The organism is Pseudomonas sp. WS 5412, from assembly GCF_012985615.1.
GTDB lineage: Bacteria > Pseudomonadota > Gammaproteobacteria > Pseudomonadales > Pseudomonadaceae > Aquipseudomonas > Aquipseudomonas shahriarae.
This window is the reverse complement of sequence record NZ_JAARMB010000005.1, coordinates 110,977-128,879: the sequence shown is the minus strand read 5'-3', so window position 1 is coordinate 128,879 and position 17,903 is coordinate 110,977. Positions and strand designations below refer to the sequence as shown.

Sequence of the window (17,903 nt, the reverse complement as noted above, 5' to 3'; positions counted from 1 at the left end):
ACTGCACCAATGCCAGGCAATGAGGTCGAACTCCAGGCTAACCTTAAAGTAGAGGGGGTGTTCATATTGTGTATCAGCAAACCCTATGACGATGCCCTGCGGTATCGGGTTATGGGCGGTATTGAACAGGTCCGGGTAAATATTGGTGTCGCTCTCGGGGCACTTTTTGCCGCTCGCGCTAGTCTTAGCGTGGATCGCCGTGACGGAAGTCACCGCACCTGTCTACGCTATCCTTGTGCGAGACTCACGCAGGAATCCAGCGCAATATGAATGTCCTGATCGTTGATGACGAACCCCAAGCCCGCGAGCGACTGAGCCGTATGGTCAGTGAGCTTGAGGGATACAGTGTCCTTGAACCCAGCGCTTGCAGTGGCGACGAGGCATTGGCCTTGATCGAAAGCCTGAAGCCGGATGTGGTGCTGCTCGATATCGCCATGCCGGGCCTTGATGGCCTGCAGGTAGCTGCCCGCTTGAGCGAGCGCGAGTCGCCGCCGGCATTGGTACTTTGTGCCAGTGAAGAGGAGTTTCCCTCCCAGGCCCTGGAGGCCAGCGGTGTCAGCTTCCTGGTCAAGCCAGTGGCTGCCGATGCGGTACTCAAGGCCTTGAAGAAGGCTGAGCGACCCAATCGCGCCCAACTCGGCGCCTTGACCCAGCCCGCAGCGCAAAGTGGCAACGGCCCGCGTAGCCATATCAGCGCGCGGACCCGCAAGGGCATCGAGCTGATTCCCGTGGACCAGGTGATTTATTTTATCGCCGACCACAAGTACGTGACCTTGCGCCACGAGGTCGGCGAAGTGCTGCTCGATGAGCCGCTCAAGGCCCTGGAAGACGAATTTGGCGAGCGCTTTGTGCGCATCCATCGCAATGCGCTGGTGGCCCGCGAGCGTATCGAGCGCCTGCAACGCACGCCCCTGGGGCATTTCCAGTTGTTCCTCAAAGGGCTCAACGGCGATGCGTTGATCGTCAGCCGACGCCATGTCGCAGGCGTGCGCAAAATGATGCAGCAGCTTTAGCCCGAGGGCTTGAGCGACCTGCATGCCCCGAATCCCGGAGTGACGCGGCCAGGGAGGCCCCGCACTTGCTGATTCAAATCAAGGCGGTTCTGCCTGAGCTGTTATTATCTGCCGTATCTATTCAGTACGGATTGATCCATGTCCTCTCGCGAAATCCGCATCGCCACCCGTAAAAGTGCCCTGGCCTTGTGGCAGGCCGAATACGTCAAAGCCCGCCTTGAGCAAGCCCATCCGGGCCTTACGGTGTCCCTGGTGCCCATGGTCAGTCGCGGCGACAAGCTGCTCGACTCGCCACTGTCGAAAATCGGCGGCAAGGGGCTGTTCGTCAAGGAGCTGGAAACCGCGCTCTTGGAGAATGAAGCCGACATCGCCGTGCACTCGATGAAAGACGTACCGATGGACTTTCCCGAAGGCCTGGGCCTGTATTGCATCTGCGAGCGTGAAGACCCGCGCGATGCCTTCGTGTCCAACACCTACGCCTCCCTTGATGAGTTGCCCCTGGGCAGCATCGTCGGCACATCCAGTCTGCGTCGCCAGGCCCAGTTGCTGACCCGTCGCCCGGACCTGCAGATCCGCTTCCTGCGGGGCAACGTCAATACCCGCCTGGCCAAGCTGGATGCCGGCGAGTACGACGCGATCATCCTGGCGGCGGCCGGCCTGATTCGCCTGGGCTTTGAAGACCGCATCACGTCGGCCATCAGTGTCGAAGACAGCTTGCCGGCCGGTGGGCAGGGGGCCGTCGGTATCGAATGCCGTACCGCAGACCGTGAAATCCAGGCGCTGCTCAAGCCTCTCGATCATCAGCAAACCGAAATTCGCGTCACCGCCGAACGCGCCCTGAACAAGCACCTCAACGGTGGCTGCCAGGTACCGATCGCCTGTTACGCGGTTCTTGAGGGTGACAACCTCTGGCTGCGCGGCCTGGTGGGCGATCCCGACGGTGGTTTACTGCTCACCGCTGAAATCCGCGGGCCACAAGCCGAGGCCGCCAGCCTGGGTGTGAAGGTTGCCGAAGAATTGCTGGCCAAAGGCGCCGGCGCCATTCTGCAAAAAGTCTATGGCGAGGCCGGTCCGCAGTGACCGGTTGGCGTGTGCTGCTGACGCGGCCTGCCGAGGAATCGGCAGCCCTGGCGGCCTCGTTGTCCGAAGCCGGTATCTTCAGCAGCTGCCTGCCGTTGCTGGAAACCGAACCCTTGCCCATCACTCCTGAGCACCAGGCGGTTTTCCAGGGCCTGGATCGCTACTGCGCGGTGATCGTGGTAAGCAAGCCGGCCGCGCGCGTGGCGCTGCAATTGCTCGATCAGTACGCGCCAGCGGTGCCGGCGTTGCCGTGGTTCAGCGTCGGCGCAGCAACGGCCCAGGTTCTGGCTGACCAAGGCCTGGATGTGAGCTACCCCGAGGTTGGAGATGACAGCGAAGCCTTGCTTGAAGTGCCCAGGTTGCGCGAGGCTGTCGCCATTGCCGATGCCCGGGTATTGATCCTGCGCGGGCAGGGTGGGCGAGAGTTGCTGGCTGAGCGTTTACGCGGCCAAGGTGCTAGTGTCGATTATCTGGAGTTGTATCGTCGGTTTCTGCCGGCCTACGACCCGGATGTGCTCGCCCAGCGCATTGCTGTGGAACGCTTGAACGGCCTGGTGGTCAGCAGTGGGCAGGGTTTTTTGCATTTGCAAAGCCTTGCCGGCGCCCATTGGCCACGCGTGGCACAGTTGCCGTTGTTCGTGCCCAGCCCACGCGTCGCCGAAATGGCGCGGGCGGCGGGCGCGGAAAAAGTTGTGGATTGCCGCGGTGCCAGTGCCGCGGCTTTGCTAGTGGCGTTACGGAGCCAGCCCGTTCCCACTCTCTAATAACGCAAAGGATGGACACGTGAGCGAAACAGCCTTGCCTAAAGATGAAGCTCAGCCCGCGCTTGATGCGCCTGTTGAGACCCCGGTCACTGCGCCGCGCCGTGGCAACGGCCTGGCGGTCTTCGCCTTGCTGCTCGGTGCCGCCGGTGTTGCGGCCGGCGGCTGGGGGCTCTGGCAGGTCCGGGCCCTGCAAGCGAGCAGTCAGCAACAGTTGGGGCAGGTGCGTACCCTGGATGAACAAGCCCAGGGTATTGAGCAGGCACAACAGCAGTTGGCCGCGCGCCTGGCGCAATTGCCGGGTGCTGATGAGCTGGAAGAACGCCGTCGATTGGTGGCGCAATTGCAGGGCGACCAGCAACGCCTGAATCAGCGTCTGGAAACCGTCCTGGGCGCTAGCCGCAAGGATTGGCGCCTGGCCGAGGCCGAGCATCTGCTGCGTCTGGCCAGCCTGCGCCTGTCGGCCTTGCAGGATATCAACAGTGCCCAGGCGCTGGTGCAGGGCGCCGATGAGATCCTGCGCGAGCAGAGCGATCCCGGTTCCTACGCCGCCCGTGAGCAGTTGGCCAAGAGTTTGGCGGCCTTGCGCAGCGTCGAGCAGCCAGACCGTACCGGGCTGTACCTGCAACTGGCGGCGCTGCGGGACCAGGTGGTGCAACTGGCCGCCGTGTCCCCGGAATATCAGCTGCAAGAGAGCCCACAGGGCCGTCCGAGCACCGACACGGACAGTCGCTGGAGCCAATGGTGGGAACAGATCTCCCGCTACTTCCGGATCGACTTCAACCCCGACGATAACATCCGCCCGCTGCTGGCAGGCCAAGGCTTGAACCAGGTGCGACTGTCCCTGAGCCTGGCGCTGGAGCAGGCGCAATGGGCGGCGCTCAATGGCGAACCGGCGGTGTACGCCCGTGCGTTGGGCGAGGCGCGCAGCGTCTTGCAAGACAACTTCAACCAGGACAACCCGCAAAGCCAGGCCATGCTGGCGCGTATCACCGAGCTTGAGCCCAAGGCCGTCTCGGTGGTGACCCCGGACCTCGCCGCGAGCTTGTCTGCGGTGCAGGCTTACCTTGAACGCCGCCATCTGTCTGCCGATGAAGCCAAGGCTTCCGCCGGTAAGCCGGCGACCCAGGAGTAAAGCCGATGAAGCGTTTCTATGTGATCCTGGTGCTGGCGATTGCCCTCGCCCTGGCGCTGGCGGTAGGCATCTCGAAACACACCGGCTATGTGCTGATCACCTATCCCCATGTGCTGCATTACGAGTCTGGCCTGTGGTCGACCCTGGTGGCGGTGTTTGTCGTCGGCCTGGCGATCTATCTGCTGCGGGTGCTGCTGGGGCTGGTGACAACCTCCGGTGGCGTGGTCAATCCCTGGTCGCGCCGCAATCGCAGCCGACGGGTGCAGGTCGCCATCGAGCAAGGGCAGATGGACCTGGCGGAAGGCCGCTGGGCCAGCGCCGAGCGACACCTGCACCGTGCTGCAGAAGCCGAGCGCCAGCCGCTGCTGTATTACCTTGGCGCGGCCCGGGCCGCCAACGAGCAGGGGCGTTATGAAGAGTCCGACGGCTTGCTGGAGCGCGCCCTGGAGCGTCAGCCCCAGGCCGAATTGGCCATCGCCTTGAGCCACGCGCAGTTGCAGATGGACCGTGGCGACACCGACGCCGCCCTGGTGACGCTGCAGGCCATGCATGAACGCCATCCGCACAACGCCCAGGTATTGCGTCAACTCCAGCGCTTGCACCAGCAGCGCGGTGACTGGTCTTCGGTGATCCGCCTGTTGCCAGAACTGCGCAAGGACAAAGTGCTGCCTGCCGCCGAACTGGCAGATCTGGAGCGCCGGGCCTGGGGTGAAAACCTGAGCCTGGCGGTCCAGCGTGAAGAGCACGGTGAAGCCGGCCTGCAATCCCTTGAGCGGGCCTGGCAGCAATTGACCTCGGCCCAGCGTCAGGAGCCCCAACTGGTGCTGGCCTATGCCGAGCAGTTGCGTCAGCTGGGCGCCGATGCCAAGGCCGAAGAGGCGTTGCGTGTGGCGCTCAAGCGCGGTTATGACAGCCACCTGATCCGGTTGTATGGCCTGTTGCGCGGTAGCGATCCGGCACGCCAGCTGAAATTCGCCGAAGGTTGGCTCAAGGATCATCCGGGGGATGCCAGCCTGTTGCTGACCTTGGGTCGGCTCTGCCTGCAAAACAGTTTGTGGGGCAAGGCGCGGGACTATCTGGAAAGCAGCCTGCAAGTGCAGCGCAACCCCGAGGCCTGCGCCGAGTTGGCGCGGTTGCTGGCGCAGTTGGGTGATACCGAGCGCAGTAATCAGCTGTTCCAGGAAGGCCTTGGGCTGCTGGATAGCCGTCTGCTGGCTTCACCGCTGCCGGTGCCTGCACGGGTTTGACGTAGGATTTTTTGAAGGGTTGGCTGGGAAACATCTGGCAGCCAGCCCTTCAAATCCCCTTGGTTAGGGGCGTTTCAGGGGCTGAGGTGGTTTCCCACACTGAGCCACGCAAAGTTACCTACCTTCTGACGGTATATCCCTGCGATCTCACGGAAGCGTCTGCTCCAGCGCGTATTGAAAGGGGTAAGGTCTTTCCTCTACCGTAACTACCTATCTCTTGCGTTGCGGATAAACAATGTCTTTGGCCCCCTCACGCTCCTTGTTCTTCCTGGCGTTCATGGCCGGTGTGCTGACGTTGGGCGCGTCTTTTTATCTGGAATATGGGGCATTGCTGCGACCTTGTTTCCTGTGCCTGATCCAGCGCAGCCTGCTGGCGGTGTTCACCCTGATTAACCTGATAGCGACGCTCCATGGCCCCAGGCGTGTGGGCATTTACCTGTATTGGGCGGCGAGCATGGGCTGTGCATTGCTCGGCGCAGTGACAGCGGTGCGCCAGGTGCTGTTGCAGAATATCCCGCCTGACCAGATGCCCAACTGCTGGCCAAGCCTGGAATACATGATCGAAAACCTGACGCTGGGGCAAGCCCTGCAACTGGCATTCAAGGGCACCGTCGACTGTGTGGAAATCAACTGGACGTTGTTCGACTTGAGCATCCCGGAATGGAGCCTGCTGTTCTTCATTGCCATGCTCATCCTGGGAGGGACGCAGTTTTCACGCCTGTTGTCCGGTCAGGGTTTGCGGTTTGTGAAGCACTGATTGGGGTTGTTGGCTCGTAGGATGGGATTAAACACTTGTATGAACTTTCTGGTCTGCGTACCTTGAAGCCATAGTCATGCGGGCATAATCTGGCCCGCACGCGTTATTGAAACAGTTTGTTCGATGCGGCGTTGTCCGGTGCCGCTTTATCCTCGAAGTGTTGCGCGGGCAAAAGCGGCACCGCCCATAAGGGAAGAGATCATCATGTTGGAAAGTTGTCAGAATGCTCAGGAACGCTGGGGTGGTGTGCATAAGCTGATCGACAGCTGGTTGAAGGCACGTCACGAATTGGTTCGAGCCTTTGATGCTCTCGGTGAGAAGCCCGAAGCGCTGGCTGAGAACCGTGGATCTCTGCAGGACTTCTGTGGTGTCTTGGTGGATTACGTCTCGGCAGGTCACTTCGGGGTCTATGAGCAATTGACCAAGGAGGCCGAGGCCTTCGACGACCAGCGTGGACTGGACTTGGCCGAGACTATTTACCCGCGCATTGATGTCATCACCGAAAAACTCCTGGCCTTTAACGACCTTTGCGACAAAGGCAAGTGCGTTGCCGAAAAATTCAAAGAGCTGGGCGGCCTGCTCCATGAGCGCTTCGAACTGGAAGACTGCCTGATCGAAGTGCTGCACAACGCCCACAAGGAAGAGCCTGCAACCCAGGCTTGAGCCTCAGCGGCAAGACAAAAAACGGTGCGCATGGCGCACCGTTTTTCGTTGGGTTCAGCTACCGATTGCGAGCAGCTCAATCTCGAAAACCAGTGGCGTGTAAGGCGCGATCAGCTCACCCGCACCGTCTCCGCCATAAGCTTGGGCCGATGGAATGACCAGGCGCCACTTCGCGCCAACAGGCATCTGTTGCAATGCGCTTTGCCAGCCGCTGATCACGCTGTCCAGGCGAAACCATTGGGGCTGGGCACTCTGGTCGAAAATCGTCCCATCGGGCAATCGCCCCACGTACTTCACTTGGACCCTGTCACGGGCGCCCGGCTTTTTCCCGCTGCCGGCGGCCAGCTCTGTGAGCAAGATGCCGTCGGCCAATTCGCGCACGCCGGCCCGGGCTTTTTCCGTGGCCATGAATTGTTGCTCGGCGGCGAGGGCCTTTTCGCTTTGCGGCACTTGGGCCTCGGCGCTGGCCTGCGCTTCGTGCTGGGCAAGAATTTGTGTGATACGTGCGTCATCCAGGGCCAGGGGCTTGCCTTGATAGGCCTGTTTGAGACCTTCGAGCAAGGCCTGGATCTGCAAGTCGGGGACTTCCTGGCGCAGGCGTTCGCCTAGGCTGGCGCCCAGGCTGTAGGCCAGATCGTGGCTGTCTTTGGACGCCGTCGGCTCACTTGCGTTGGCCACTGAAAGCGACAAACCCAGGATGAAAAAAAGGTAACGCGACATGGGTGTTCTCCAGCCGAAAGTGCGGTGGATTATGCCAGTGTGGATGGGCAAAAACCGGAGCGGTTTTTCGTTATATCAATAAGAATTTTTGTGCGGTGCAACGCAACGCATTCGATACTGTCAACATGCCCTAGCGGCGGTAAGAGCAGAGGGCTAGTATGAGCCGCACCCACGTCAGCCAGGAGGTAAACCATGTCGGCCAAACAGAAGCCTGTTAATACCCCGTTGCACTTGCTCCAACAACTCTCGGGCAGCCTGCTCGAACATTTGGAAAGTGCTTGCTCCCAAGCCTTGGCTGATGCAGAGAAATTGCTCGCCAAGCTGGAAAAACAACGCGGCAAGGCTCAAGAAAAACTGCACAAATCCCGCACTAAACTGCAAGACGCCGCGACCGCCGGCAAAGCCAAGGCGCAAACCAAAGCCAAGGGCGCCGTCAAAGAACTTGAGGACTTGCTCGATGCCCTCAAGGATCGTCAATCCGAAACCCGCACCTACATCCTTCAACTCAAGCGAGATGCCCAAGAGAGCCTGAAACTGGCGCAGGGCGTGGGTCGTGTGAAAGAAGCTGTGGCCAAAGTGTTGAGCACTCGTACACCAGCCAAGGCAGTTGCGGCCAAGGCGCCGGCCAAAGTTGCGGCCAAGCCTGCTGCTAAAAAAGCGCCTGCTAAAGCTGCTGCTGCGAAACCAGCCGCCAAGCCAGTTGCTAAAACTGCTGCTGCAAAACCAGCCGCCAAGCCTGCTGCTAAAACTGCTGCTGCAAAACCAGCCGCCAAGCCTGCTGCTAAAACTGCTGCTGCAAAACCAGCCGCCAAGCCTGCTGCTAAAACTGCTGCTGCAAAACCAGCCGCCAAGCCAGCTGCTAAAACTGCTGCTGCAAAACCAGCTGCCAAGCCAGCTGCTAAAACTGCTGCTGCGAAACCAGCCGCCAAGCCTGCTGCTAAAACTGCTGCTGCAAAACCAGCCGCCAAGCCAGCTGCTAAAACTGCTGCTGCAAAACCAGCCGCCAAGCCAGCTGCTAAAGCTGCTGCTGCGAAACCAGCCGCCAAGCCAGCTGCTAAAGCTGCTGCTGCGAAACCAGCCGCCAAGCCAGCTGCTAAAACTGCTGTTGCAAAGCCAGCGGCCAAGCCAGCTGCCAAACCTGCTGCTGCGAAACCAGCGGCCAAGCCGGCTGCCAAACCTGCTGCTGCGAAACCAGTGGCCAAGCCGGCTGCCAAACCCGCGCCAGCTCCAGCAGCTGCCAAGCCAGCGGCTCCTGCCGCACCGGCAGCGCCAGCCGCTACCACTGCACCGGCCAGCAGCACGCCTGCCCCGGTAGCACCAGGCACCACCCCAACCAGCGCTTCCTAAGTGCCGGTGGCCGCGGCGCGCAGCTGAAGCAGCGCGTCGTGGTCAAGGTTGGCGGCTTCGGTCGCCAGTCCTTCAAGCCATGTCGGATGCGTGGCGCGTTCTCCCGTTGGCCAAGCCTGTGCCAGCGCTTCCAGACGTAACAGCAACTGCTGTTCGGCTTCCAGTTCCAGGGCCTTGACCCGCTCGCGCAACGCTCCCAGCCCCACATCCTGCTGCGCCATGGCGCGCCATTGCTTGCGCACCCTGCGCAAGGGCTCCACAACGTCTGCCTGCCAGGGACCGGCGATTGCTCGCAGCGCCTGCACGCGTCCAGGTTCAAGTGCCACCCCGCGCTCTTCCAGCCACAGCCCGCACAACAACAGACACACATCCGCCCCTTGCTCCTGCAAGCGCAGGCAGGCATCTTCAGCCCCCGTACGGGCGTAGGTCGAGAGGGCAAAGCTCCACAGGTCAGCGCACATGTTCACACCCAAGCCAGCGGCCAACGAAGCTGGTAGACTCCGCCGCCATTATGATCCGACTTCAAAGCCTAACATTACAGCGTGGCCCGCAACGTCTTCTCGAAGACGCCGAGCTGACCCTGCACGCCGGTCACAAAGCCGGCCTGATCGGTGCCAATGGCGCCGGCAAATCCACGTTGTTCGCCCTGTTGCTCGGTGAGCTGACCCCGGATTCCGGGGACTGCCTGCTGCCAGCCGACTGGCGTATCGCCCATATGCGCCAGGAGATCGACACCCTGGACCGCATCGCGATCGACTACGTGCTCGATGGCGACCTGCGTCTGCGTCAGGTGCAACACGACCTGGCCGAGGCCGAGAAAGCCCAGGACGGTGCCGCCCAGGCCCGCCTGCACTCGGAACTCGACAGTGCCGACGGCTACACCGCCGACGCCCGCGCGCGCAAAATGCTCGCCGGCCTCGGGTTCACCAACGAACAGATGGACCGCCCGGTTGCCGACTTCTCCGGTGGCTGGCGCATGCGCCTGAACCTGGCCCAGGCGCTGATGTGCCCCTCGGACCTGTTGCTGCTCGACGAACCGACCAACCACCTGGATCTGGATGCAATCCTGTGGCTGGAGGATTTCCTCAAGAGTTACCCAGGCACGTTGCTGCTGATCTCCCACGACCGGGATTTCCTCGACGCCGTGGTCGATAACATCGCCCATGTCGAACAGAAGAAAATCACCCTCTATCGCGGCGGCTACACCGCGTTCGAGCGGGCCCGTGCCGAACGCCTGGCCCAGCAACAGCAGGCCTTCGAGAAACAGCAGGCGCAACGCGCGCATATGGAAAGCTACATCGCCCGGTTCAAGGCCCAGGCCACCAAGGCCCGTCAGGCCCAGAGCCGGATCAAGGCCCTGGAGCGCATGGAAGAGCTGTCGGCGGCCCACGTCGATTCGCCGTTCGACTTTGTGTTCCGCGAGTCAGTGAAAATCTCCAGCCCCTTGCTCGACCTCTCGGATGCCCGCCTGGGTTATGGCGACAAGACCATCCTGGAGAAGGTCAAGCTGCAGCTCACCCCGGGCGCGCGCATCGGCTTGCTCGGCCCCAACGGCGCGGGCAAGTCGACGCTGATCAAGAACCTGTCGGGCGAGCTGCAACCCCTGGCCGGGCGCCTGACCCGTGGCGAGAACCTGGTGGTGGGCTACTTCGCCCAGCATCAATTGGACTCCCTCGACGCCAAGGCCAGCCCGCTGTTGCACCTGCAACGCCTGGCGCCAACCGAGCGCGAACAGACCCTGCGCGACTTCCTCGGCGGTTTCGACTTCCGTGGTGCGCGCATCGACGAGCCGGTGCTGAATTTCTCCGGCGGCGAAAAAGCCCGCCTGGCCCTGGCCCTGATCGCCTGGGACCGTCCCAACCTGCTGCTGCTCGACGAACCGACCAACCACCTGGACCTGGAAATGCGCCTGGCGCTGACCATGGCCCTGCAGGAATTCAGTGGCGCTGTGCTGGTGGTGTCTCACGACCGCCACTTGCTCAAGAGCACCACCGACAACTTCCTGCTGGTGGCCGATGGCAAGGTCGAAGAGTTTGATGGCGACCTGGACGACTACGCCCGCTGGTTGACCGACTACCGTCTGCGTAACGCGCCGGTCAGCAACACCCCGGTCAACCCGGACAAGACCGACAAAAAAGCCCAGCGCCAGGCTGCTGCGGCCCTGCGCCAGCAGTTGGCACCGCACAAACGCGAAGCCGACAAGCTTGAAGCCGAATTGGGCAAGGTCCACGAACGCCTGGCCAAGATCGAAACCAGCCTCGGCGACAGCGCGGTGTACGAAGCGGCCCGCAAGGATGAGTTGCGCGACCTGCTGGCCGAACAGGCCAAGCTCAAGGTGCGCGAAGGGCAACTGGAGGAGACCTGGATGGAAGCCCTCGAACTGCTGGAAGGCCTGCAAGCGGAGTTGGAGGCGCTGTCCTGATGGAAGCCTTGCAGCTGCCACTGCCAGCGCAATGGATCGAACCGGTGTGGGTCGGCGTGCAAATCCTGCTGATCCTGCTGGCCGGTTACCTGGCCCAGCGCTTCGTCGCCAAGGGCCTGACGCGCCTGGGTGAGCGCTATCCGTTTCCGCCGCAACTGCTGATGCCCCTGCGTGGTGGCCTGCGCTGGCTGATCATGGGCAGTGCGCTGATCTTCGTCCTTGAACGCCTGGGGGTCTCTGCCACCGTGCTGTGGACCGCGCTCTCGGGTTTTGTGGCCGTCGCGGCGGTAGCGTTCTTTGCCATGTGGTCGGTGCTGTCGAACCTGCTGTGCGCGATCCTGATCTTCACCGTTGGGCCGTTTCGCCTGGGTGATGTCGTCGAGTTGGTGGACACCGTCGACAAGCCCGGCGTCAAAGGCCGGGTGATCGCGATTAACCTGCTGTACACCACGTTGATCGAAGTGGCTGAAGCGGGCACCGACAGCGCCGTGGTGCAAGTACCCAACAGCCTGTTCTTCCAGCGCTCGGTACGCCGCTGGCGCGGTAGCGATATCAGCCCTTTACCTTAAAAATTCTCTAGCCAGCCCTCGGCCCTTGGCGTTAGCTTAGTGCTGACAACGAATTTGCTACGAGGTGTGTAATGGCGCTCGACACATGGCTGGCCTTCTTCCTGGCCAGTTGGATCATCAGTCTCTCCCCCGGCGCGGGCGCCATCGCCTCCATGTCCAGCGGCCTGCAATATGGTTTCCTGCGCGGTTACTGGAACGCCATTGGCCTGCAATTGGGCCTGGCGATGCAGATTGCCGTGGTGGCGGGCGGCCTGGGCGCCGTTCTGGCGACGTCCTCAACCGCGTTCTACGCGATCAAATGGTTTGGCGTGGCGTACCTGGTGTACCTGGCCGTCAAGCAATGGCGCGCCCTGCCCATGGACATGAGCGATGACGCGCCAGTCCGCCCGATCGGCAAGCCGCTGGCGATGATGTTCCGTGGTTTCCTGGTCAATGCCAGCAACCCCAAGGCCCTGGTGTTCATGCTGGCGGTGCTGCCGCAGTTCGTGAACCCACAGGCACCGCTGCTGATTCAGTACCTGATCCTCGGTGCGACCATGATCGGCGTGGATATGATCGTGATGGCGGGCTACACCGGGCTGGCATCGAAGGTGCTGCGCCTGTTGCGCACGCCCAAGCAGCAGAAACGCGTGAACCGCACGTTTGCCGGGTTGTTCGTGGGCGCTGCGGGTTTCCTCGCCAGCCTGCATCGCGCCACGGCCTGACTGAACAAGCCCAATCAAAACTGTGGGAGCTGGCTTGCCTGCGATCGCATCACCGCGGTGTATCAGTGACACCGCGGCGCTTGCATCGCAGGCAAGCCAGCTCCCACATTGATGTGTGCTAGCCGAGCCATTGAGCTTCAGTGCAGGATTTTCGGCGCCTCATCCCTTGGCAGGTTGTTGCGCAACGCCGGCTGACCAGGCTCCTGGTAGCCACCGCCCAGTTGCTCCTGCAGCTGGCGCGCCACATCTTCACCCAAGGTTTTCGACACTTCCTTCACCACCCGTGGCCGGCTCAGGCTGACGCGCACGTCGCGACTGTTCACCAGCTTGGTGTCCTGGCCCTCACCCATGGCGGTAAACGCCGAGGTGATTTCATAGGTGCGGGTGTTGATCAGGCTGAAGTCCGCCACGACCGCCAGCCCCAGCACCGCTGAATAGCTGTTGGTGCGATCCAGGGCGTTGATGTCCTGGGTGAAGTCGATATCCGACAAAGTACCAAACAGCACATAGTCGGCGCCCTTGAAGTGGCCGGCCTTGATCCGCTTGATCACGTCGTACACATCGCCCTTGGCCTCGCTGGTGTAGGGCGTGCCCTGGACCAACTGGAACTGGCGCGACTTGAGAATCTCACCCTTGATATCGCCGCTGAATTTACGCAGCTCACTCTGTTCGATGTAGCTGTTGCGGCTCTCGAACTCGGTGTAGCTGGACGCACCGCTGGCGTTGTAGGGGCTGGCCTGGAAGTTATTGGTCGCCGCGACGGCGTGGATGTATTCCTCCACGCGCGCCTCGTAGGCCAGGTCCGTCACCGCGATTTTCGGCGCCGCCCAGGCGCCAACGCTGCACAGCAGGGCGATGATGCCGATCCATGGACGCATGGCTTAGCGCTCCGTGGTCTTGCGGATTTCTTTTTCGTCCATCCATTCCGCCAGGCCGCTTTCGACGTCGATCAATTGCAGGCTGAACTTGTAGAACACGTCCTTGTAGTCGGCGCTGCGCTTGACGATGGAGCTGATGGAGCCTTCCAGGCGGTACTTGGCGGCAACCATGTTGCCGGTCTTGCTGACCGTGGATTTCTTGTACAGGCCGCTCTGGTTTTGCAGCTTGAGCTGGTCGACCTGGCTTTGCATATCGGTGTTGTCGCTGGCGAAGCGGGCGGTGCCGGTCTTCATCAGTTGGGTCTTGATCGAGGTGGTGATCTCGCGGGTATCGATGTACTCGCTGGTCTTGTTCTTCACGTCATACACCTGCACCACCGGGCGGCCCTGGAGGATGCCGGACTGCGCCAGGGAGCGGGTCATGCTTTCGGCGATCATCTGCAGGTCGGTGGAGCCGAACTCGTTGGTCACCAGTTCCACGGCCTTGGTGTCGCCGTAGCTGATATTTTTACCGCCGATGACCGGCGAGGTGTTGGCGCAGCCGCTGGCCAGGACGGCGATTACGGTGAGGAACGAAAAGCGTGCAAACATGGGAATGTCTCTCGAAAACTGAATAGGGGGCTGGCTCAAGGCGTCTTGACTTCAAGGCGGAAGTCGGCGGCCTGGGGCAGGTTGGCGATGGCCGGCAGGAAGGTGGCCTGGTTGGCGTAGAGGTTCAGCACTTTCCAGGTTTCTTCGTCACCCACCGGGAAGCCATCGGCGCCCAGCCAGGCGAAGCGGTAATACATCATCTGGTTGCTGCTGGTGATGTTGCTCAGTTGCACCTTGGCCGTCAGGAAGCCGTTCTCGCGGGCTACCCGAATGGCGCCGACGGCGATGCCCTTGAACTTGCCCATCACCACGACTTTGCTCGCGGCGCTGCCCGGTTCCGGCGGCGGGGTGGCGCAACCGGCGAGGAAGATCAGCGCCAGGGCGCCGAGGATGAAATGACGCATAGCGTGCTCCTTAAGGTTGTTTGAGGCTGGCGACGGCCTGGGCCGGGTTGCTCGCGACCACATGGGCGGCCACGCCGCTGGTGAAGACCTGGTTGCCGACCACTCGCAAAGTGATCACCTGATGGCGTTGTTCGGCCTTGACCGTCACCAGGGTGCCGCCCAAGGCATTGGGCAGGCTCACCTGGTGCTCACCGTGCTTGAGGCGCAGGCGCGTGACCTGGGTCAGGTCCGGCAGGGTGCGCCAGGTGCGGGTATCGGCGCCTTCGGTGACGGCGGACGCGATGCCCAGCACCAGGCCGGCCATCGGGTTGGTCTGGTTGAGGTTTTTTTGCGTCACGCCGCGGCTGATGGCGCGCACGGTGGTACGCAGGATGATCCCCGGCATGTCGTCGCGCAGGGCGCGGCGCGACATCGCAGTGGTGCTGTTGAGGGGCGTGAGGTTCTGCTGCCGACCATCGACGCCGATCTGCGCAAAGGTGGCCGTCGAAGTGTCTGGCTTGATCACCGGGAACGACAGCGGTGTGATCACCCAATGCCCGTCGATAGGGATCGGCAACGGCAGGCGGATCGAGTCGCGGGCCGGCGCCAGGCCGCTCTGCACTACGATCAGCACGTCGCTTTCGTCAGCTGCCACGCGGGAGGCATCCAGGTCGAGCAGGGCCTGTTCCAGCAACGGTGTATTGGGGCGCAGTTCGGCGGCCTTGCGGTAGCCCGGCGCGGCCAGGTCCTTTTCGCCCAAGGCTTCGTAGATGAAACCGGCCAGGTAATGACTGAACGCGCTCTGGTAGCTGTTCTTCAGGCCCACCACGTCCGGCGCATCGAGACTTTCCACCGGATAGCCGCGCAGATCCTTGAACTGCGTGGCCACGCCCTGGCGCTCGGCTTCGTTTTCGCGCTTGAGGTATTCCTTGTCCCGCAGTTCGGCGATCACCGCTTCGCGTTCGTGGGTTTTCTTGATTTCGGTGCGCGCGCCGTCAAAGTCATTGACGGCCAGCAGGTTCAACGCCATCTGGGTGGTGAGCATGACTTTTTCATAGTCATACCCTTCGTAGCGCCGCACCTTGTCGTTGACCAGGAAGCTACCGAATTGCGCGAGATAGCGCTCGGTGTCGAACTTGACCGACTCTTCCCACTTGTACACCACCAGGTCTGCCCGGTGCCAAGCCGCCTGGCTGCCGGTCAGATCGCCCTTGGCCCGCAGCAACTCGCCTTTTTCGAAGTAGTAGAGAAGGTCTTTGTCTTCGCTGCTGTTGTTCTTCTCCAGCAGGGTCAGCGCGCCATCGACATTGCCGCTGGCCAACTGCTGGTTGGTGGCTTGCAGTTCAGTGTCGTAGCTGCGGAACATCGAACAGCCCGACAGCAGCGTGAGTGCCGCGAGGGCAAGGGAGGTAAAGACGCGAGATGCCATTGAGGTGCTGCTTCCCTGAGCGTAATCGGCCGAAGGGGCTGGTCGGGCCAAATAACCAAGCGCAGGAAAAACCTTTTCCCACACATCCCTCATAAAAAGAGGAGCCTAAATGCCGTTTCGCGATAACGAAGGCGGCGCATTATAGGCCTCGTTACTGGCAAAACAATGGCTTTTCCGCTGCTTTATTTGAGGGTTGGCCCCTACCTGAGCGAGTCATTTCAGCGGCCAAAGCACTAACGTCTTGAGTCAAACCGATTAACATTCGACAATGTGTTACTTCTTGTTTCCATTTGGGATTCATTCATGACTGCCCCCTCCCGTTTTCTCGCCTGGCTGTTGCTGCCGGCGTTGGTGTCGTGCAGCTTCAATCTGCTGGCTGCTACCGCAGAGGGTGCGCCCCAGGCCCTGCATTTACTGGACTACATTGGCGCTGACTATCCGCCGACGGTGGAGGCGGGCAAGGTGGTCGACGACTCCGAATACCGCGAACAGGTGGAGTTTCTCGGGGTGTTGCAGGGGCTGGTGGCAGAGCTGCCCGACAAGCCCGAGCGCGCGAGCCTGGTCAAAGGCGTCGATGAGCTGCTGGCCGCTGTCACTAACCGCCAGGATGGCAACGCGGTAGCGCGCCAGGCGCGTCAACTGGGTGCGCAACTGGCGGCCGCCTATGAGGTCAGCCAGGCGCCGGCCATTACCCCGGACCCTACGCGCGGTGCGCCGCTGTACGCCCAGCACTGTTCGGTGTGCCACGGTGACGCCGGTGCGGGCGATGGCCCGGCCGGTGTCGGTATGGCCCCACCGCCGGCCAACCTGCGCGATGCCCAGCGTCTGGACCGCCTGAGCCTCTACGGCATCTACAACACCCTGGGCCTGGGCGTCGAAGGCACCGACATGCCGTCGTTCGCCGACCAGTTGGATGACCGGCAGCGCTGGGACCTGGCCACCTACATCGCCGGCTTTACTGCCGACCCGGCCGCCGCGAAAAGCGAAAAATCCTTCAACCTGGCCGACCTGGCACGCCAGACCCCGGAAGAAGTGCTGGCCGCCGAGGGGCCGGACGCGGTCCGGGTGTTCCGCGCCCAGCGCGCCCAGCCGCCCCAGGTCCAGCGTGGCCCGGCGCAGTTGCTGGAGTACACCGCTGCCACCTTGGACAAGAGCCTGGCAGCGTTCCGCAGCGGTGAGCACGAACAGGCCTACGACCTGTCGGTAGCGGCGTACCTGGAAGGCTTCGAGCTGGTGGAAAGCTCCCTGGACAACGTCGATGCCAACGTGCGCAAGGACACCGAGAAAGCCCTGATGGCGTATCGGCAGTCGTTGCAGGATGGCTTGCCGATCGAGCAGGTCCAGCAGCGCCTGGACGTGGCCAAGGGCAAACTCACTGAAGCGGCCGGCCTGTTGGGCGGCGACGGCCTGAGCTGGTCGTTGAGCTACATCTCGGGCTTGCTGATTCTGCTGCGTGAAGGGTTGGAAGCGATTCTGGTGCTGGCGGCAATCCTGGCCTTTTTGCGTAACACCGGCCAGCAATCGGCGGTGCGCAGTGTCAACGTCGGTTGGGCCCTGGCGTTGGTCGCCGGTGCGGCGACCTGGGCCCTGGCGGCGTATGTGATTGACGTCAGCGGCGCCCAGCGTGAACTGCTCGAAGGCTGTACGGCGCTGTTTGCCAGCGTGATGGTGCTGTGGCTCGGGGTGTGGATGCACGACCGGCGCCACGCGGCGGCCTGGCAGGACTACATCAAGAGCAGCCTGGTCGGCGGTGGTGGGCGTTTTGGGTTTGCGGTCCTGGCGTTCTTCTCGGTGTACCGCGAACTGTTCGAAGTGATCCTGTTCTACGAAACCCTGTGGCTGCAAGCCGGTCCTGCCGGGCATAACGCGGTACTGGCCGGTGGCGCCACGGCGCTGGTGCTGTTGATGGGCTTGGCGTGGATCATCCTGCGCGGCTCGGCGAAGCTGCCGTTGGCGCTGTTCTTCGGGATTAACGCGGCGTTGCTGTGCGCGCTGTCGGTGGTATTTGCCGGGCATGGCGTGAAGGCGTTGCAGGAAGCCGGCATCTTCGGCACCCGGCCGGTGGCGTTCTTTGACTTCGACTGGCTGGGCATCCATGCCGATGCGTATTCGTTGAGTGCCCAGGCCGTGGCGATCATTGCGATTGTGGTGCTGTACAGCCGCAGCCGGTTGGCCGATAAGCGCCGGGTGGCGGCTTCCTGAAG

General features: G+C 62.1%; 18 protein-coding genes. 12 read left to right on the top strand and 6 right to left on the bottom strand.

Annotation, left to right across the window (positions count from 1 at the left end; all coding sequences use genetic code 11):
- The first annotated feature begins 266 nt into the window (after positions 1 to 266).
- From HBR94_RS09190 to HBR94_RS09160, 7 genes are all read left to right on the top strand, one after another.
- A complete protein-coding gene (locus HBR94_RS09190; RefSeq protein WP_057440478.1) occupies positions 267 to 1,013 on the top strand; it encodes a LytTR family DNA-binding domain-containing protein in 747 nt (248 codons plus the stop codon).
- Positions 1,014 to 1,151: 138 nt separating this feature from the next.
- The gene (gene hemC / locus HBR94_RS09185; protein ID WP_057440477.1) at positions 1,152 to 2,093 is read left to right on the top strand and encodes a hydroxymethylbilane synthase; all 942 of its coding nucleotides are present in this window, start codon (positions 1,152 to 1,154) and stop codon (positions 2,091 to 2,093) included.
- The gene (locus HBR94_RS09180) at positions 2,090 to 2,857 is read left to right on the top strand and encodes a uroporphyrinogen-III synthase (RefSeq protein ID WP_057960979.1); all 768 of its coding nucleotides are present in this window, start codon (positions 2,090 to 2,092) and stop codon (positions 2,855 to 2,857) included. Before hemC ends, HBR94_RS09180 begins: the two co-directional genes overlap by 4 nt.
- A gap of 19 nt (positions 2,858 to 2,876) precedes the next feature.
- On the top strand, positions 2,877 to 3,989 hold the full coding sequence (locus HBR94_RS09175; RefSeq protein WP_170044550.1) for a uroporphyrinogen-III C-methyltransferase: 1,113 nt from the start codon (positions 2,877 to 2,879) through the stop codon (positions 3,987 to 3,989).
- 5 nt (positions 3,990 to 3,994) lie between these two features.
- Positions 3,995 to 5,236 carry a heme biosynthesis protein HemY gene (locus HBR94_RS09170; protein WP_057440474.1) on the top strand — a complete coding sequence of 414 codons (1,242 nt, stop codon included), beginning with the start codon at positions 3,995 to 3,997 and terminating at the stop codon, positions 5,234 to 5,236.
- 235 nt (positions 5,237 to 5,471) lie between these two features.
- The gene (locus tag HBR94_RS09165) at positions 5,472 to 5,993 is read left to right on the top strand and encodes a disulfide bond formation protein B (protein WP_057440473.1); all 522 of its coding nucleotides are present in this window, start codon (positions 5,472 to 5,474) and stop codon (positions 5,991 to 5,993) included.
- Between the two features lie 204 nt (positions 5,994 to 6,197).
- Positions 6,198 to 6,656 (top strand): Rsd/AlgQ family anti-sigma factor, encoded by a 459-nt coding sequence (locus HBR94_RS09160; RefSeq protein WP_057440472.1) that lies wholly within the window; start codon positions 6,198 to 6,200, stop codon positions 6,654 to 6,656.
- A 54-nt stretch (positions 6,657 to 6,710) separates the two neighbouring features.
- Here the strand turns inward: HBR94_RS09160 and HBR94_RS09155 are convergent, their stop codons facing one another.
- Positions 6,711 to 7,376: an FKBP-type peptidyl-prolyl cis-trans isomerase gene (locus tag HBR94_RS09155; protein WP_170044548.1), complete on the bottom strand. Its 666-nt coding sequence runs from the start codon at positions 7,374 to 7,376 to the stop codon at positions 6,711 to 6,713.
- Positions 7,377 to 7,568: 192 nt separating this feature from the next.
- Here HBR94_RS09155 and HBR94_RS09150 point away from each other — a divergent pair, with 192 nt between their 5' ends.
- Complete coding sequence (locus HBR94_RS09150; protein WP_170044546.1) at positions 7,569 to 8,723, top strand: AlgP family protein; 1,155 nt, start codon at positions 7,569 to 7,571, stop codon at positions 8,721 to 8,723.
- Here HBR94_RS09150 and HBR94_RS09145 read toward each other — a convergent pair.
- Positions 8,720 to 9,184 (bottom strand): TIGR02444 family protein, encoded by a 465-nt coding sequence (locus HBR94_RS09145; RefSeq protein ID WP_169960077.1) that lies wholly within the window; start codon positions 9,182 to 9,184, stop codon positions 8,720 to 8,722. The genes HBR94_RS09150 and HBR94_RS09145 overlap by 4 nt on opposite strands.
- Positions 9,185 to 9,234: 50 nt before the next feature.
- On the opposite strand from HBR94_RS09145, the gene HBR94_RS09140 reads away from it, so the two are divergent.
- The 3 genes from HBR94_RS09140 (at position 9,235) to HBR94_RS09130 (ending at position 12,418) form a co-directional block, all read left to right on the top strand.
- Positions 9,235 to 11,145 carry an ATP-binding cassette domain-containing protein gene (locus tag HBR94_RS09140; protein WP_057960966.1) on the top strand — a complete coding sequence of 637 codons (1,911 nt, stop codon included), beginning with the start codon at positions 9,235 to 9,237 and terminating at the stop codon, positions 11,143 to 11,145.
- Positions 11,145 to 11,714 carry a mechanosensitive ion channel family protein gene (locus tag HBR94_RS09135; RefSeq protein ID WP_057440468.1) on the top strand — a complete coding sequence of 190 codons (570 nt, stop codon included), beginning with the start codon at positions 11,145 to 11,147 and terminating at the stop codon, positions 11,712 to 11,714. The genes HBR94_RS09140 and HBR94_RS09135 overlap by 1 nt, the downstream gene beginning before the upstream one ends.
- A gap of 71 nt (positions 11,715 to 11,785) precedes the next feature.
- Positions 11,786 to 12,418, top strand: coding sequence for a LysE family transporter (locus HBR94_RS09130; RefSeq protein ID WP_115129261.1), 633 nt, complete (start codon positions 11,786 to 11,788; stop codon positions 12,416 to 12,418).
- 137 nt (positions 12,419 to 12,555) lie between these two features.
- Here HBR94_RS09130 and HBR94_RS09125 read toward each other — a convergent pair whose 3' ends face one another.
- The 4 genes from HBR94_RS09125 to HBR94_RS09110 are packed head-to-tail and all read right to left on the bottom strand — an operon-like array spanning position 12,556 to position 15,699.
- Entirely contained in the window at positions 12,556 to 13,296 is a 741-nt protein-coding gene (locus tag HBR94_RS09125; RefSeq protein WP_057440467.1) for a hypothetical protein, read from the bottom strand.
- Between the two features lie 3 nt (positions 13,297 to 13,299).
- Positions 13,300 to 13,887, bottom strand: a complete 588-nt coding sequence (lpoB, locus tag HBR94_RS09120; RefSeq protein ID WP_115129260.1) for a penicillin-binding protein activator LpoB — start codon at positions 13,885 to 13,887, stop codon at positions 13,300 to 13,302.
- A gap of 35 nt (positions 13,888 to 13,922) precedes the next feature.
- On the bottom strand, positions 13,923 to 14,291 hold the full coding sequence (locus HBR94_RS09115; RefSeq protein WP_029289599.1) for a YcfL family protein: 369 nt from the start codon (positions 14,289 to 14,291) through the stop codon (positions 13,923 to 13,925).
- 10 nt (positions 14,292 to 14,301) lie between these two features.
- A complete protein-coding gene (locus tag HBR94_RS09110; RefSeq protein ID WP_057960963.1) occupies positions 14,302 to 15,699 on the bottom strand; it encodes a hypothetical protein in 1,398 nt (465 codons plus the stop codon).
- A 303-nt stretch (positions 15,700 to 16,002) separates the two neighbouring features.
- Between HBR94_RS09110 and HBR94_RS09105 the strand changes: the two genes are divergently transcribed.
- Positions 16,003 to 17,901, top strand: a complete 1,899-nt coding sequence (locus HBR94_RS09105) for an FTR1 family protein (RefSeq protein ID WP_057960962.1) — start codon at positions 16,003 to 16,005, stop codon at positions 17,899 to 17,901.
- Positions 17,902 to 17,903 lie beyond the last annotated feature (2 nt).

Bases quoted from the DNA above. Each gene is read 5' to 3' on its own strand.
- HBR94_RS09170 (WP_057440474.1), top strand. From the start codon at position 3,995: ATGAAGCGTTTCTATGTGATCCTGGTGCTGGCGATTGCCCTCGCCCTG.
- HBR94_RS09150 (WP_170044546.1), top strand. From the start codon at position 7,569: ATGTCGGCCAAACAGAAGCCTGTTAATACCCCGTTGCACTTGCTCCAA.
- HBR94_RS09145 (WP_169960077.1), bottom strand. From the start codon at position 9,184: ATGTGCGCTGACCTGTGGAGCTTTGCCCTCTCGACCTACGCCCGTACG.
- HBR94_RS09135 (WP_057440468.1), top strand. From the start codon at position 11,145: ATGGAAGCCTTGCAGCTGCCACTGCCAGCGCAATGGATCGAACCGGTG.
- HBR94_RS09155 (WP_170044548.1), bottom strand. From the start codon at position 7,376: ATGTCGCGTTACCTTTTTTTCATCCTGGGTTTGTCGCTTTCAGTGGCC.
- HBR94_RS09110 (WP_057960963.1), bottom strand. From the start codon at position 15,699: ATGGCATCTCGCGTCTTTACCTCCCTTGCCCTCGCGGCACTCACGCTG.
- HBR94_RS09140 (WP_057960966.1), top strand. From the start codon at position 9,235: ATGATCCGACTTCAAAGCCTAACATTACAGCGTGGCCCGCAACGTCTT.
- HBR94_RS09190 (WP_057440478.1), top strand. From the start codon at position 267: ATGAATGTCCTGATCGTTGATGACGAACCCCAAGCCCGCGAGCGACTG.
- HBR94_RS09160 (WP_057440472.1), top strand. From the start codon at position 6,198: ATGTTGGAAAGTTGTCAGAATGCTCAGGAACGCTGGGGTGGTGTGCAT.
- HBR94_RS09165 (WP_057440473.1), top strand. From the start codon at position 5,472: ATGTCTTTGGCCCCCTCACGCTCCTTGTTCTTCCTGGCGTTCATGGCC.
- HBR94_RS09115 (WP_029289599.1), bottom strand. From the start codon at position 14,291: ATGCGTCATTTCATCCTCGGCGCCCTGGCGCTGATCTTCCTCGCCGGT.
- HBR94_RS09130 (WP_115129261.1), top strand. From the start codon at position 11,786: ATGGCGCTCGACACATGGCTGGCCTTCTTCCTGGCCAGTTGGATCATC.
- hemC (WP_057440477.1), top strand. From the start codon at position 1,152: ATGTCCTCTCGCGAAATCCGCATCGCCACCCGTAAAAGTGCCCTGGCC.
- HBR94_RS09125 (WP_057440467.1), bottom strand. From the start codon at position 13,296: ATGCGTCCATGGATCGGCATCATCGCCCTGCTGTGCAGCGTTGGCGCC.
- HBR94_RS09105 (WP_057960962.1), top strand. From the start codon at position 16,003: ATGACTGCCCCCTCCCGTTTTCTCGCCTGGCTGTTGCTGCCGGCGTTG.
- lpoB (WP_115129260.1), bottom strand. From the start codon at position 13,887: ATGTTTGCACGCTTTTCGTTCCTCACCGTAATCGCCGTCCTGGCCAGC.